General features: G+C 62.3%; 12 protein-coding genes. 1 reads left to right on the top strand and 11 read right to left on the bottom strand.

Features of this window, described 5'->3' with window-relative positions; all coding sequences use genetic code 11:
- Positions 1-34 precede the first annotated feature (34 nt).
- The 9 genes from H6X51_RS13810 to H6X51_RS13770 all read right to left on the bottom strand — a co-directional run bounded on the left by H6X51_RS13810 (position 35) and on the right by H6X51_RS13770 (position 12,939).
- A complete protein-coding gene (locus tag H6X51_RS13810; RefSeq protein WP_221627358.1) occupies positions 35-1,861 on the bottom strand; it encodes an ABCB family ABC transporter ATP-binding protein/permease in 1,827 nt (608 codons plus the stop codon).
- 67 nt (positions 1,862-1,928) lie between these two features.
- Positions 1,929-3,278, bottom strand: a complete 1,350-nt coding sequence (locus H6X51_RS13805) for a hypothetical protein (protein ID WP_185268083.1) — start codon at positions 3,276-3,278, stop codon at positions 1,929-1,931.
- 265 nt (positions 3,279-3,543) lie between these two features.
- Positions 3,544-6,657 (bottom strand): efflux RND transporter permease subunit, encoded by a 3,114-nt coding sequence (locus H6X51_RS13800; RefSeq protein WP_185268082.1) that lies wholly within the window; start codon positions 6,655-6,657, stop codon positions 3,544-3,546.
- The gene (locus H6X51_RS13795) at positions 6,654-7,706 is read right to left on the bottom strand and encodes an efflux RND transporter periplasmic adaptor subunit (RefSeq protein WP_185268081.1); all 1,053 of its coding nucleotides are present in this window, start codon (positions 7,704-7,706) and stop codon (positions 6,654-6,656) included. Before H6X51_RS13795 ends, H6X51_RS13800 begins: the two co-directional genes overlap by 4 nt.
- Positions 7,707-7,789: 83 nt before the next feature.
- Entirely contained in the window at positions 7,790-8,611 is an 822-nt protein-coding gene (locus H6X51_RS13790; RefSeq protein ID WP_185268080.1) for a dienelactone hydrolase family protein, read from the bottom strand.
- A gap of 381 nt (positions 8,612-8,992) precedes the next feature.
- On the bottom strand, positions 8,993-10,897 hold the full coding sequence (gene htpG, locus H6X51_RS13785; RefSeq protein ID WP_185268078.1) for a molecular chaperone HtpG: 1,905 nt from the start codon (positions 10,895-10,897) through the stop codon (positions 8,993-8,995).
- A 114-nt stretch (positions 10,898-11,011) separates the two neighbouring features.
- On the bottom strand, positions 11,012-12,007 hold the full coding sequence (locus tag H6X51_RS13780) for a hypothetical protein (RefSeq protein ID WP_185268077.1): 996 nt from the start codon (positions 12,005-12,007) through the stop codon (positions 11,012-11,014).
- 33 nt (positions 12,008-12,040) lie between these two features.
- The gene (locus H6X51_RS13775; RefSeq protein ID WP_185268076.1) at positions 12,041-12,478 is read right to left on the bottom strand and encodes a PaaI family thioesterase; all 438 of its coding nucleotides are present in this window, start codon (positions 12,476-12,478) and stop codon (positions 12,041-12,043) included.
- Positions 12,475-12,939 carry a PaaI family thioesterase gene (locus H6X51_RS13770; RefSeq protein WP_185268075.1) on the bottom strand — a complete coding sequence of 155 codons (465 nt, stop codon included), beginning with the start codon at positions 12,937-12,939 and terminating at the stop codon, positions 12,475-12,477. Before H6X51_RS13770 ends, H6X51_RS13775 begins: the two co-directional genes overlap by 4 nt.
- 135 nt (positions 12,940-13,074) lie before the next feature.
- On the opposite strand from H6X51_RS13770, the gene H6X51_RS13765 reads away from it, so the two are divergent.
- Entirely contained in the window at positions 13,075-13,431 is a 357-nt protein-coding gene (locus H6X51_RS13765; protein ID WP_185268074.1) for a hypothetical protein, read from the top strand.
- Positions 13,432-13,498: 67 nt separating this feature from the next.
- Here H6X51_RS13765 and H6X51_RS13760 read toward each other — a convergent pair whose 3' ends face one another.
- Positions 13,499-14,242: a DUF599 domain-containing protein gene (locus tag H6X51_RS13760; protein ID WP_185268073.1), complete on the bottom strand. Its 744-nt coding sequence runs from the start codon at positions 14,240-14,242 to the stop codon at positions 13,499-13,501.
- Between the two features lie 19 nt (positions 14,243-14,261).
- Positions 14,262-15,572, bottom strand: coding sequence for a branched-chain amino acid transport system II carrier protein (gene brnQ / locus H6X51_RS13755; protein ID WP_185268072.1), 1,311 nt, complete (start codon positions 15,570-15,572; stop codon positions 14,262-14,264).
- Positions 15,573-15,749: the final 177 nt, after the last annotated feature.

Below are 15,749 nucleotides of genomic sequence, written 5' to 3'. Positions count from 1 at the left end.
CAACCCGATATCGTGAAGGCCCCGCCTCGGGGCGCTACGCCCCGCCTTCCCCATGCCGCAACTGCTCTGCCCACAACCGCGCATAGGCACCCCCGGCAGCCAGCAGTTGCTGGTGATTGCCCTGCTCCACCACCCGCCCCTGGTCCAGCACCAGGATCTGCTCGGCGTGGGTGATGGTGGACAGCCGGTGGGCAATGGCCAGGGTGGTACGGCGCTGCGCCACCAGGTTGAGTGCATCCAGGATGCGCCGTTCGGAGTGAGTATCCAGTGACGCAGTGGCCTCGTCGAGGATCAGTAACGGCGGATTCTTCAGCAGCACCCGGGCAATGGCGATGCGCTGTTTCTCGCCCCCGGAAAGTTTCAGCCCGCGCTCACCCACCTGGGTATCCAGTCCATCGGGCAGGCGCCTGACGAAGTCCTCCAGCTGCGCCAGGCGCAGCGCCTCCCACACCTCAGCCTCGCTGGCCCGCGGTTTGCCGTAGGCGATGTTGTAGCCGATGGTATCGTTGAACAGCACGGTATCCTGCGGCACCACGCCGATATGCTGGCGCAGGCTCTGTTGGCTGACGTTGCGGATATCCTGGCCATCGATACTGATGCTGCCGGCATCCACGTCATAGAAGCGGAACAACAGACGTGCCAGGGTGGACTTGCCCGCACCACTGGGACCAACGATAGCCAGCGTCTGCCCCGCCGGAATGGTGAAACTCACTTCCTGCAGCAACGGCCGCTCGGCCTGGTAGGCGAAACCGACGCGGTCGAAACGCACCTGCCCGCCGCTCACCTGCAGTTCCCGCGCATCGGCAGCGTCCACCACCCGTACCGGTGCCTGCAACAGGCCGAACAGGCGCTCGATATTGATCAGCGCCTCGCGGATTTCCCGGTAGATGAAGCCGAGGAAATTCAGCGGGATGAACAATTGGATCATGTAGGCATTGATCATCACCAGCTCGCCCAGGGTCATGGCGCCGGCGGAAACCTGACGCGCCGCCATGACCATCAACAGGGTAACCGCACCGGCGATGATCAGCGCCTGCCCGGAATTCAGCGCCGCCAGCGACAACCGGGTCTTCATCCGCGCCGCTTCCCAGCTGGCCAGGTGCACATCGTACTGGCGCGCCTCGAACTGCTCGTTGCCGAAATACTTCACCGTCTCGTAGTTCAGCAGGCTGTCCACCGCCCGGGTATTGGAGCGATTGTCCAGCTGGTTGCTTTCGCGCACGAAGCGGTTGCGCCATTCAGTGAAGACGATGGTGAACAGCCCGTACACCACTACCGAACCCAGCACGGTCAGGGCATAGACCGGACTGAAATTGACCAGCAGGATCGCCGCGATCAGGCCGATCTCCAGCAGCGTCGGCAGGATGTTGAACACCATGAAACGCAGCAGAAAGCTGATGCCATTGGTGCCGCGCTCGATATCCCGCGCCAGACCGCCGGTGCGCCGCGACAGGTGAAAGCCCAGATCCAGCCGGTGCAGATGCTCGAATACCTTGAGCGAAATACGCCGCATGGCGCGCTCGGCGACCCGGGCGAACACCGCATCGCGCAACTCGGAAAAGAACACAGTGGCGAAACGCAGCAAACCGTAGCCAGCCAGCAGCGCCACCGGCACCAGGATCAGCGCATCGGTAACGGTTTCATAATGCTCGACGATCAGCTTGAGCATCCAGGGCACCGCCACCCCGGCCAGCTTGGCCAGGATCAGGCAGCTCATCGCCAGCAGCACCCGGCCACGGAATTCGCTCAGGTAGGGAAGCAGGCTGCGGATGATCCGCCAGTTGACCGGACCACCGGTGTAGGACTTGTCGGACAGGGAGCGCGCAGCAACGAAGCCAGCGAGCATAGCACAGCAGCTCATGGACTCCCCCTGCAGGAGCCGTCAGGCCACGGCTCCTGCAGAAGGTAGGACGAGCGGATAGAGGTGCTCAGTCCTCGTGGGGAATCGGGTCGGGGTTGCGGTCCCAGCCCACCAACAGCAGTGTGGTGACAATGCCGAACAGCAGGCCCACCCAGGGCTCGAAGAGCGCCAACCCCACGCCGATCAGCACCACTGCACCACGCGAGGTGTTGTTCCTGGGAATCGCCATGGCGATGTAGGCACAGGCAAAACCGGTCAGTACCAGGGTCAGCGACAGCGCCACACCCAGCAGCGGACGCAGGCCGGTCAGCAGCGGCAGCAACACGAACAGGATCGGAATGCCCATCAGATAATAGGACACCAGCCCACTGTGCAGACTGTCCATCGCCCGTCGACCCTGCTTCCAGCGCTGCACGATGATCACGTGAACCCCGGTCCACAGCGCACCCTGGGTCGGAAAGAAAGGGGCGAACAGACCCATCAGGCCATTGCGGATGGCCAGCGACAGGTGCGTCCGATTGGGGCTGATATCGATATGCTCATCCTTGCGGGTAGCAATACCTTCACGGATCACCTCGTTGCCGGTAACGATGTCACCAAACAGGATCACATAGGTGATCAGCGCCAGCGGAATACTCTTGATGAACATCTCGGCACTCGGCCAGCCGATAGCAAAGGGCGATACCTTCAACCACAGGTCGCCCACCGGCGGGATCAGGATGCCCCACTCGATCTCATAGCTGACCTCCCCCACCAGCGGGCCGACCAGTGCCGCCAGCAGAAAACCCGGCAGCAGCCCCATCGCCCCGATAAGGGCTACCAGGTGATATTTCTCCTTCAGCCGGGCCATCGGCAGCGAAAAGGCGAATATCAGACACACCGCACAGGCCAGCGTGGTGATGATCGGCTGTTGCAGCAGAAAGCGCTCGGCATCATCGATGAACACACGCTTGAGCGCAGCAATGGCAGCACCAAGAATGATACCGGCCTTGAGTGTATCGGGAAGCCAGAGCACGAACTTCTTGCCCAACCCGGAGACACCGAGAATGAACAGCAACAGGGCGAAGTTCAGCGATATCGCCGTCATCGCCTGAAAGCGCAGAACAGGGTCCTCGTAACTGCCCAGTACGAAAGCCAGCACCAGCGGCAAGGCCGGCGTGATCCAGCCTGGCGCATAGGGCTCGCCGAAGAAGATCAAGGCTGAACCGATCAGGATCGAATGCAGCATCGACAGCGCCACCGCTTCCTCGAAACTCAGACCGAAGAACATGGTCATCAGCGGTACCAGCGACAGGCCAGTGGCAGCGGCAACGAACAGCCCCTGCAAGGCCTCGGGCCAATACAGGCGGGTATGGTAGAAAGGCAGGCGGAAAGTGAATGGTCCCCAGCGCCATCCAGGCAATTCGGGTTTGGACATGTCAGACTCCGTGGCTTTTTATTGGATTTATTATTCGGCCCGCCAACCTCGAAGGCCTGGGCTCAAGCCATTATGCAAGGCAACGGGAAGGTCTGCATGAGCCTGCCCTGGAAAGCGCTGCCCCAACCGCTGCCGGAAGCGCCTGCAGGCCACGACAGGAGGTGCCAATCGGCCCTCGACGCCAGAGAATACGCAGCCCGCACCCGCCCACGACCAACACCACACCTTCGCCATCAATCTGGTGAATGGCCTGTTTCCAGTTGTTTCAGCCGCCCAGCCCGGACTGCGACTCCTGCTCCAGCTGCCGCCTGACCGCCTGGGGAGAACCGGTTCTGCGCGCCAGCAGACTGTACAGCACGGGAATCAGGATCAGCGTCACGAACATGGATACCGTCACGCCCCAGACCACCACGATACCGATCACCGAGCGGGTCTCGGCGCCCGCGCCGGAGGCCAGGATCAGTGGTATGGCGCCGGCGATGGTGGTCACCCCAGTCATCAGGATCGGCCGCAGGCGCAGGAGGCTGGCCTGCACCAGCGCCTCATCGAAACTGCGCCCGGCATCACGCAGCTGGTTGGCGAACTCGACGATCAGAATCCCGTTCTTCGCCGCCAGGCCGATCAGCATCAGCAACGCGATCTGGCTGTACAGATTCAAGCTGTTGCCGGTCAGCCACAGGCCGATAAGCCCGCCGCCGATGGCCATGGGTACGCCGAGCATGATCACCAGCGGGTGCACGAAGCTCTCGAACAGCGCCGCCAGCACCAGAAAGATCACCAGCGCGCCGAGCATGAAGACGAACTTCATCGAGCCGCCGGCATTGCGCAGGTCCAACGACTGGCCCTTGTAGCCGATCACCAGGGTTTCCGGCAGGTTGTCCCGCGCCAGTTGCTCGACATGGTCCAACGCATCGCCCAGCGCCAGCCCCGGCAACATGGAAGCGTCGATGGTGATGGCGCGGTTGCGGTTGTAGCGGTTGAGGTTGGTGGAGCCGGCGTATTCCTCGACGGTGATCAGGTTCGACAACGGGATCAGTGCACCGCTGGTGGCCGAGCGCACGTAGATGTTGTTCATGCTCGCGGGCGTGCGCTTGTCCAGCTTCTCGGCCTCGAGGATCACATCGTACTCCTCACCGTCATCCAGATAGGTGGTGACCCGGCGCGAACCGAGCATGGTCTCCAGGGTGCGGCCGATAGTGTTGATGTTGACCCCGAGCGCCGCTGCCCGGTCGTAGTCGATATGCACCTCCAGCTGCGGCTGGGTTTCCTTGTAGTCGGTGTCGATATTGATCAGGCCCGGATTGTCCTGGGCCAGCTTGTCCAGCAGGATGTCCCGCCACTCGGCCAGCTCCTGGTAGGTGCCAGCGCCCCCTATCACCAGCTGGAACGGCTGGTCGCGCCCGGCACCGAAACCCTGGCGCATGATCGGGATGATGCGCACCCCGGACAGGTCGGTGAAGCGCTCGCGCAGCTCCTCGATGATCTCGGTGGCCGGCCGGCGGTCCGCCCAGTCGTTGAGCACGACGTTGAGCATGCCGGTGTTGAAGGTGGTGATGGCACCGAACGAGCGCGGCGCGCGTACCATGATGCGCGACACCTCGCCACTCTCGACCAGGTCCATCACCCGCGACTCGATCTCGTCCATGTACTCGACCATGTAGTCGTAGGTGGCGCCTTCCGGGCCGTTGACCATGATCATGAACACCCCACGATCCTCGATCGGGGTATATTCGTTGGGCAGCAGGGTGATCAGCCATACGCTCAGTACCGACAGCCCGGCGAACAGCAGCACGGTCAGCCAGCGCAACCGCAGCGCCAGCTGCAGTACCCTGCCGTAGAGATTCCGGCTGCGTTGCAGCGTCCAGTCGACGGTGCGCACCAGGCGGTGGTTGTCGTCGCTGCGGCGCAGGATCTTCGAGGCCAGCGCCGGCGACAGGGTCAGCGCCACGAAGCTGGAGAACACCACCGCCGCCGCCATGGTCAGGGCGAACTCAGCGAACAGCTTGCCGACATCGCCACTGAGAAAGGCGATGGGCACGAACACCGCGATCAGTACCAGGGTGGTCGATACCACCGCAAAGCCGACCTGCCGTGAGCCGCGAAACGCGGCCACCAGAGGCGTCTCGCCCTCCTCGTCGATGCGCCGGCGGATGTTCTCCAGCACGATGATGGCGTCATCCACCACCAGCGAGATGGCCAGCACCAGCGCCAGCAGGGTCAGCAGGTTCACCGTGAAGCCGAACACCATCAGCGCGATGAAGGTGGCGGTCATCGACACTGGCAGGGTCACCGCCGGCACCAGCACCGCCCGCGGGCTGCCGAGAAACAGGAAGATCGCCAGCACCACCAGCACCAGGGCGATGGCCAGGGTTCGGTAGACCTCCTTGATCGCGCCCTCGATGAAGATCGAACTGTCGAAACTCGGGCTCAGGCGCATGCCTTCGGGCAGGGTCGTATTCAGCTGCTGTGCCAGTTGCGCTGCGGAACGGGAGATTTCCAGGGTGTTGGCGGTGGACTGGCGCTCCAGACCGATACCGACCATGGGCACGCCGTTGCCACGGAACAGGCTGCGCTGCTCCTCGGTACCACGCTCGACCAGGGCTACATCGCGCAGGCGCACCAGGTGATTGTCCGCGCCGCGGGCGACCACCAACTGGGCGAAATCCTCGGCGGTACTGAAGGCGCGCTGCACGCGCACGGTGAACTGGCGGTCGACCGACTCGATACTGCCGGCCGGCAGCTCGACGTTCTCCTGGCGCAGCGCCTGCTCCACGTCATCCACGGTCAGGTTGTGCGCGGCGAGCAACTCGGCATCCAGCCACACGCGCATGGCCCAGGGTTGCGCGCCACCGACCCGCACCCGTGCCACGCCCTTGAGATTGGAAAAACGGTCGACCAGATAGCGCTCGGCATAGTCGGTCAGCTCCGGCACCGACATGCGGTCGCTGTTGAGATTCCACCACACCACCACGTCCTGGTTGGCGTCCTGCTTCTCGATCTCCGGCGGATCGGCCTCCACCGGCAGGTCCGGGAGGATTCTCGATACCCGGTCGCGCACATCGTTGGCCGCCTCGCTGACATCGCGGTCGATGGAAAAGCGCACGGTGATCTGCGAGCGGCCATCCTCGCTTCTCGACTCGATGTACTCCACACCCTCGATACCGGCAATGTTCTCCTCAATGATCTGCGTCACCTGGGAGTCGATGATGCTGGCCGAGGCGCCGCGATAGGTGGTATCGATGGTGACGATGGGCGGGTCGATGTCGGGATATTCGCGCAGCGGCAGGGTCTGGTACGCCACCAGGCCGAAGATGATCAGCAGCAATGAGACGACAGTGGCGAATACCGGACGCAGGACAGCGGTATCGGAGAGAATCACGGCAGGACTTCCTCGGCCACCTTGAGCTCGATCGGCTGGCCGGGACTGACCCGGAAATTGCCGTGGGTGATGACCTGCTGATCCTTGCTCAGCCCCTCCAGCACCTCGACCATCCCGGCACTGCGCTCGCCGATCTGCACTTCCAGGCGTCCGGCGACAGTCTCACCATCACGCTCGGTCACCACCATGACGAACTGCTGCTTGCCCAACGGCAGCAACGCCCCCTCGGGGATCACCAGCGCCTGGCGCTGCTCACCCTCGACCAGCACCCGCATCAGCATGCCCGGACGCAGCAGGCCATCGGCATTGGGGATCAGCGCACGCACGCGGATCGACCGGGTAACCGGGTCGACTTCGTTATCCAGTACCGCGATCTCGCCTTCGAACAGTTCATCGACGAAGGCACGGCTGCTGGCGATCACCCGCTGCCCCGGTTGCAGGTCCGCCAGGCGTAGCTCCGGCACGCTGAAATCCAGCTTCATCACGCTGTCATCGTGCAGGGTCGCCACCGGCATGCCCGGGGTCAGCAGGGTGCCGACACTGACCTGGCGCAGCCCGACCACGCTGTCGAACGGCGCGCGAATCAGCCGGTCGGCCAGACGCGCCTCCACCGCCCGCAGCCGCGCCTGGGCAATATTGTATTCACGGGTGCGGTCATCCAGTTCCTGGCGCGACACATGGTTGGCGGCGATCAACTGCCTGGCACGCTCCAGCTGGCGCTCGGCATCCGCCACACTGGTGCGTGCCTCATCGAGTTGGGCCAGTTGCTCGCGATTGGTCAGCGCCACCAGGATATCGCCGGCCTTGACCCGCTGGCCGTCGGTGAAATCGATCCGGGAAATGGTTTCGGTGAGATTGGCCGCCAGCACTGCTGTTTCATTGGCATACAGCGTACCCAACGCCTCGATCCGGCTGGCCACGCGAATTTCCCGAACCGGCTCAGCAGTGACCTGGAACGTCCCCTCCTCCGCCAATACCGGCAGGGCAAGAATACCGCCGGCAGCGCAGCACAATAGCCAACGCTGCGCGCTGCTGATCAACTTCATCATCCAATGATTCCTTCGGTTCAACCCCGACCGCTGATTATCGCAATCGGATTATGCCGAAGTGTGACAAACGGAGAATCAATCAGCTAGGGATTGTTTGGCTGTGGTTGTGTCGAAATAGTACCAGCTTCCAGAGCCTCATTGAAAAACATTCGCATTTGCGCAAATGCCCGCCCTGCCGTGCGCTCGTCGTATTGCGCCTGGCCCGGCATGTTCGCCGTGGGGTCGGTGAACGAATGCACGGCGCCGCCATAACTGATCAGTTGCCAGTCGGCGACCTTCGCTTCGCGCATCTCGTTCTCGAAGGCAGCAACCTGCTCCGGCGGCACATAGGGGTCATCGGCGCCATGCAGCACCAGCAGTGGCATCTCGATCGCCCGGCCATCAGCCGGCTCCGGCGTATCCAGGTTGCCATGGAAGGACACCACACCGCCGATCCGCGTACCCGAACGGGCCAGCTCCAGCACCGTGGTGCCGCCGAAACAGAAACCGATGGCACCGAGGCGACTGGTATCCAGCGCGACTTCGCCTGCCTGGGACTTGAATGCCTCCAGCGCCGCGTTGACCCGCTTGCGCATCACCGCCCGGTCGGAGCGTACCAAACCAGCGGCCTTGCCCGCCTCCTCGGCGTTGGCCGGGCGGATATCCTTGCCGTACATATCGGCAATGAACACGATATAGTCCGAACCGCCAGCGCGAAACGCCTTCTTCGCCGCATTCTCGGTAACCCCCATCCAGTTCGGCACCATCAACAGCCCGGGGCGCGTATCGGTGACCGCGTCGTCGTACACCAGCATGCCCTGGTAGGTCTCGCCGTCAATCTGATAGTCCACGGTCTGGGTGACCATCTGCGCCTGCACCAGCCCTGCGCTGCCGGCCATGAGCAAAGTACCGAGAATGCGTTTCATGGAAGATTCCTGAGCCGAAAGTGATCGGCACAGCATAGACAAGAAGATGCAACTTGGAAAATGGCTGGCAGTCCGGTCCAGCGTAGCGCAGGCGCGCTACACCCCCAGGGAGTGCGCCATCACATACTCCGAAGTCTCAGGCCGTGGTGACCAGCCGCCATTGCAGAACCGTCTGCGGCCAGGGACGGCCGTAGACGAGCGCCATGGATGGCGGGGTGCGCGTTCTGCAATGGCGGCTGGTCACCACGGCCCTACGCGGAGCATATCAACGCCCATAGATTGCCGCGCCCTACGGGCTCGCAATGATGGTGTTTTGCAGGGCATGCAGAAACGACAACGCCCGGTATGCAGTCCACACCGGGCGTTGTCGATACAGTGGTATTACTTGCTCAGTTCAACCAGCAGCGCGTTGAGCCGACGCACATAGCTGCCCGGGTCTTGCAGGGCTTCGCCAGCGGCCAGTGCGGCCTGGTCGAAGAGGATGTGGGTCAGGTCGGCGAAGCGGTCCTCGTCCTGCTCCTGGTCGAGTTTTTCCAGCAGCGGGTGCGCCGGGTTGATCTCCAGGATCGGCTTGCTGTCCGGCGCCTTCTGCCCGGTGGCTTCGAGGATCTTGCGCATCTGCAGGCCCATGCCATCCTCGTTGATCACCAGCACCGCCGGCGAATCGGTGAGGCGGTGCGAGACCTTGACCTCATCCACGCTGTCGGCCAGCACCTTCTTGACCCGCTCGATCAGGTCCGCCTTGGCCTTGGCCACCTCTTCCTGCGCCTGCTTGTCTTCCTCGCCTTCCAGCTTGCCCAGGTCCAGGTCACCACGGGCCACGTCGACGAACTGCTTGTCCTTGTACTCGCTCAGGTGGCTCATCAGCCACTCGTCGATACGGTCGGTCAACAGCAGCACCTCGATGCCCTTCTTGCGGAAGATCTCCAGGTGCGGGCTGTTCTTGACCTGGTTGTAGCGCTCACCGGTGAGATAGTAGATCTTGTCCTGGCCTTCTTGCATGCGCTCGATGTAGGCATCCAGGCTGACCACTTCGCTATCGTCGGGCTGCGCGGTGGAGGCGAAACGCAGCAGGCCGGCGATCTTCTCGCGGTTGGCAAAGTCTTCCGCCGGGCCTTCCTTCATCACACTGCCGAAGGCCTTCCAGAAGGTGGCGTACTTCTCGGCGTCGTTCTTCGCCAGCTTCTCCAGCATGTCCAGCACGCGCTTGGTCAGCGCCGACTTCATGCTGTCGATGGCCGGGTCCTTCTGCAGGATCTCCCGGGAGACGTTCAGCGACAGGTCGTTGGAGTCGACCACACCCTTGATGAAGCGCAGGTACAGCGGCAGGAACTGCTCGGCGTCATCCATGATGAACACCCGCTGCACGTAGAGCTTCAGCCCGCGCGGCGCTTCACGCTGGTACAGGTCGAAGGGTGCGCGGCCCGGCACGTACAGCAGGCTGGTGTACTCCAGCTTGCCCTCGACCTTGTTATGGCTCCAGCTCAGCGGGTCTTCGAAGTCATGGGAGACGTGCTTGTAGAACTCCTGGTATTCCTCTTCCTTGACCTCCGTACGCGGACGGGTCCACAGCGCGCTGGCGCGGTTGACGCTTTCCCACTCGATCTCGGTGGGCTTGTCCTGTTCCTCGCCGAAGTGCTGCTTGGGCAGTTCGATCGGCAGGGAAATGTGATCGGAGTACTTCTTGATGACATTGCGCAGGCGCCAGCCGTCAGCGAACTCCTTCTCGTCCGCCTTGAGGTGCAGAACGATGCGGGTGCCGCGCTCGGGCTTGTCGATATTCTCGATGGTGAAGTCGCCCTCGCCGGCGGACTCCCAGCGCACACCTTCATTGGCGCCGAGACCGGCGCGGCGGGTGAACACCTCGACCCGGTCGGCAACGATGAAGGCACTGTAGAAGCCGACCCCGAACTGGCCGATCAGCTGGGCATCCTTCTTCTGGTCGCCGGTCAGTTGCTGCATGAAGCTGGCGGTGCCGGACTTGGCGATGGTACCCAGGTGGCTGATGACCTCGTCACGGGACATGCCGATGCCGTTATCCTCGATGGTCAGGGTGTTGGCCTGCTCGTCAGCGCTGATGCGGATACGCAGGTTGGGCTCGCTTTCCAGCAGTTCAGGCCTGGCGATGGCCTCGAAACGCAGCTTGTCCGAGGCGTCCGACGCGTTGGAAATCAGCTCGCGGAGAAAGATCTCCTTGTTCGAGTACATCGAATGGATCATCAGGTGCAGCAGCTGCTTCACCTCGGTCTGAAATCCGAGCGTTTCCTTCTGGGCTTCCACGGTCATGTTGGCAGTATCTCCATGTTTCACAAAGGATGTTCACCCGGCTACAGCCGGGCAGATGAGCTGTTGATGGGGATACTTTTGGCGGATTTCAAGTCGACAGGGCCTGTTGACGCTTCATTGCAAGCCGCGTTGCTCGATCTGGCGGATATCCAGTGGATGGAAATGCAGCTCGACCTGGTCCGAGCCACGCTCCTGGGACAGGATCAGGCGCTTTTCGCTACTCAGTTGCTTGAAACGGCCCTGGTGCACCCGCCCCGACCAGGTAGTCAGACGCACCAGTGTGTCATTGAACAGCTCGGGCTCGTCCAGCAACGCCAGCAGGCTCAATTCCTGCCATTGCGCAGCTGCCGGCGAGGCCGGCGCTGGCTCGGTGGCAGCCGGCTCATCGCGCCGGGAATAGCGCACGCTGCGCTCGGCTCGTTCGCGCTCCAGCAACCAGTCCGGTGTGGAAGACAACAGCAACTGGCCGGTCAGCCAGGTGCTGTGAATGGTGGGCAAGTGCAGATGAATACGCCCCTCGACCCTGCCGGCAACCGGCTTGGCGAAGTCCAGGCTCAGGCTGTAGTCCCGCGCCACCCGGCGCAGTCCGGGTTCGGAAAGCGCGCCGGTATGCCAACGCAGGATCAGCTCCGGCCAGGGGCCCTGATCACCGGGCAGGCGTTCGATAAGCGGAGTGCGCAGCAGTTCACGGGCATTGCCGAAGCGGATGGTCAATGAGCGCCGGACCCGGTCGGGAGGCCCTTCTTCGAATACCAGATCCTCGCCACGCCAGACAATCCGGTTCGGCGCGAACGGCTGCCCCATGATGGTGCCGCGCAGGTCGCTGCCGGTCTCCGGCTCCGCCGCCCAACGACCGGACAACAGCAGCTGCAGGCGTTCGGGATGATTGATGTGCAACAGCACGGCACCGGTGGCCAGCCCCAGCAGACCACACAGCAACAGCAGGCGTGGCCATAGCGGATAGCCCAGACCGCGCAGCACCAGGGTCAGCGGCGCGCAAACCAGTGCCAGCAGCATCCTGCCGACCGACAGGCGCACCGCGGCGATCACCAACCACAGCCAACCCAGGGCCAACAGCACTGCCCCGACCAGTATCAACAAGGCTTCCATGTCCTGACCTCTCCTGTGGTTAGCCGAGCCGGCTCAATCCAGCTTGAAGTGCGCCCGCGCCGTGGCCACCGGCTCATCCGAACGGGTTTGCCACGCGGTAATCGCCACATTACCCACTCGCCGCCCCTGACGCCATACCTGACAGGTAGCATAGGTATCGCGCGACAGCCCCGCACGCAGGTAATCCACGGAAAAGTCGATGATCTTGGGAAAGCTCGGACTGTTCATGCTGACCATCAGGTGCAGCATGGCCGCCAGTTCCATGAACCCGGCCAGCACACCGCCGTGCAGCGCCGGCAATACCGGATTGCCGATGTTGTCCTTGCTGATCGGCAGATGAAAGACCATCTCCTCACCCAGGCGCAGGACGCGCATGCCGATCATTCGCGCATAGGGAATCTGTTCGATCAGCGGCCGGTAGTCGCCGGTCTGGTGGGCATCGCGTACCAATTGCTCGATCTGCGGGTTCATGCCGCACCTCCTGCTGTGCGCGGCGGCCGGTTCAGGTCCAGTGAACCCTTGCCCATGCGCATGAAGGTGCCGACCACATGCGCCAACGGCTCCTCACGGCTGTTCTGGTAGGCCACACCGCGGGTGAAGATGATGGTGGGTGTGACCCGGTAGCATTCGGCAAAACCGAAGATCGGCACCCCCGGCTCGGCCGGATGCATGTAGTCGATACGCAGGTCCAGCGTCGGACAGATTTCGAACTCGTCCAGATAGCAGACCGTGGAAATGCCGCAGCAGCTGTCCATCAGGGTGGTGATGGCACCGCCGTGCACCACACCGGTCACCGGGTTGCCGACGATGAACTCGCTGTAGGGCAGCTTGATGACCAGGCCACTCTCATCGGCCTGTTCCACCGTCATGCCAAGCACCTGGCAATGGCGCAGCACGGAAAGGAAATTGCGTGCGCGTTGTTCAATACTCATATCAGGCCCACCGGAATGCAAAACCGCAGATTTTAACAGACCCGCATGAATCTACTACGCTTGGTGTAGCGAAGCGGGAACTCTTGCCGCTTACGCCGGACTAACCAAGCAGTGAATCATCACTTGGAGAATCAGATGAAAAAGCTTTGCGCAACAGCCATTCTCATGGCCAGTATCGGTTTGCTGGCAGCCTGCCAGGACCAGCCGGAAGACAAGATGGAGTCAGCTCGCGAGTCCATGTCCGATGCGATGGACAATGTCGGTGATGCCATGGAAAGTACCGGTGATGCCATCGAGCAGAAGGCTGACCAGACGTTCAATGACGAACCGACCACCGGTGAACGCATCCAGGAGAACCTGGACGCAGCCGGCGACAGGATCAGTGAAGCCTACGATGATTCCACTGATTATCTGCAGGAGAAAGGCCAGCAGGCCAAGGATGCCGCCGCTGAGGCACGGGACGATCTGAGCCAGCGCATGAACGGCGAATAACCTCCCGCACCTTGCTGTATCCCCACGACAATACCGGCCGCTTCTGCGGCCGGTATTGTCTCTGCAGCTACTGCTCCGGGGCTGGCGGCGATTCGGGAAACTGCGCCGGTGTCGCCATCAACACTTCCAGCACGGTGGATTTGAATTCTCGGCGGTACAGCACATATACCACGCCCGCGGTCATCCCCATGAACACCCAGGGATTGATGAACCAGCAGAGCATCGCCAGCGCGAAGTAGTAGGAACGCAGTCCCAGGTTGAAGGAATGGGCTGCCTTGGACAGCACCTTGGCCGCTCGGCTGGCGAAGGCCTTGCGCTCGATCTCGCTGACATGCTTCTCCCCCACCAGCGGAGCCGAACCGAACAACACTGAAGCGAAATTGTATTGGCGCATCGCCCAGGAAAAGGTGAAGAACGCATAGACGAAGATGCCCAGCATCGCCAGCAGTTTCACTTCCGAAACCTCACGACTGACCGACGCCACGAAAGGCAGGTCCTGCAGCAGGCTCTGGGCCCGGTCCGTCGCCCCCATCACGGTGATCAAACCAGCGACGATCAGCAGGGTGCTGGAGGCGAAAAATGAGGTATTGCGCTCCAGGTTGCTGATCAGGCTGGCATCGGCGATACGCTGTTCACGCAGCAGCAGCCGGCTCATCCAGTCCTTGCGATACAGGTGCAGAACACTCGCCAGGCAGGGCGTATCCCTGCCCTTGTGCCAGGCGTAGCGGGTGTAGCCGATCCAGCAGAACATGAACCAGCCAAAGGCGGTGAGGTTCAGCCAGAGCGATTCGGCATGCAGAAGATCGTTCATTGCGCTCCTTTCAAGGCACTCATGCGCTGCGCAGCTTGCCGTAACGCAGTTGATCGACGACAACGGCAATGACCAGGGTGACGATGGCCGGCACCAGCCAGCCCAGCCCCAACGAAGCGAGCGGCAAGCCACTCATCCAGGCGGTGTCGCGCTCGATGAAGCCGGCGGCCTTGAGACCGTCGATGATGCCGAACAGCAAGGCGACCAGCATCACCGGTCGCATGATATTCTGCGGCCGCTGCCAACCCGGCAGGAACAGGCCAAGACATACCAATACTATAGCCAGTGGATACAGGCCCACCAGCACCGGAATGGAAACCTGGATCAGGCTGTCCAGCCCCTGATTGGCCACCGCCATGCAGAAGATGGTGAATACCCAGACCACCTGTTGGTAGCTGACCGGGAATTCACGACTGAAAAACGCGCCGCAGGCCGATATCAGCCCCACCGCGGTGGTCAGACATGCCAGGGTGATCACCACTGCCAGCAGCAGGCTGCCCGCCGTGCCAAAACGATACTGGACGAAGGCGGCCAGAATCTGTCCACCGTTAGCGCCCGGCTCTACCAGCGAGCTGCTGGTAGCCCCCAGTTGAAACAACGCCAGATAGACCAGGGCCAGCCCGAGGGCGGCGATCACCGATGCGGTGATCGTGTAGCGGGTCACCACATGGGTTTCCTGCACCTGGCGATCACGAATGGCGCGGGTGATCACCACACCGAACACCAGCGCACCCAACGCATCCATGGTCAGGTAGCCTTGCAGAACCCCCTCAATCAGCGGATTCTCCCGATAGCCCCGCGCTGCCTCGCCAACCTCTCCCGCCGGGAACAACAGGGCGGCCATACCGAGAATCACCAAGGCCAGCAACAGTATCGGGGTGATCAACTTGCCGACGTTATCCACCAGGCGTCCGGGCCTCAGGGCCAGGTACAGCACCACGGCAAAGTACACCAATGAATAGATCAGCAATGTCTGCCAGCTGTCACCCACCAGGCCGACCACTCCCACTTCATAGGAGACCACGGCGGTTCTCGGGGTGGCGAACAGCGGCCCGATGGAAAGATAGACCAGGATGGCCAGGATCAGCCCAGGCAGCTTGCCCAGCGGCGCGGTCAGCTCCTGGATACCACCACCCACCCGCGCCAGAGCGACCAGGGTAAGCAACGGCAGGCCCACCGCGGTCAGCAGAAAGCCCAGCGCCGTGGGCCAGCGATTATCGCCCGCCAGCAGGCCGGCACTGGGCGGGAAAATGATGTTGCCCGCGCCCAGAAACAGGGCGAAGGTCATGAAACCGAGGGCCACGATATTGGCCGGCGATAGTGTCTTCATTGATGTTCTTCTGTCAGGGACTGCCCGGTACAGACAGCAATGCGGGCATTATAAACATGCGTATGAGCAAAAGGGACGCTGGCGGTCACATCATGAACCAAAATCGAGTAGGAGGCGGCTTCACAGCCGCCGTCCTCTCACACCACCGTACGTACGGTTCCGTATACGGCGGTTCAG

The sequence above is a fragment of the Halopseudomonas xiamenensis genome (assembly GCF_014219065.1).
GTDB lineage: Bacteria > Pseudomonadota > Gammaproteobacteria > Pseudomonadales > Pseudomonadaceae > Halopseudomonas > Halopseudomonas xiamenensis.
This window is presented reverse-complemented; position numbering and strand designations above follow the sequence as displayed.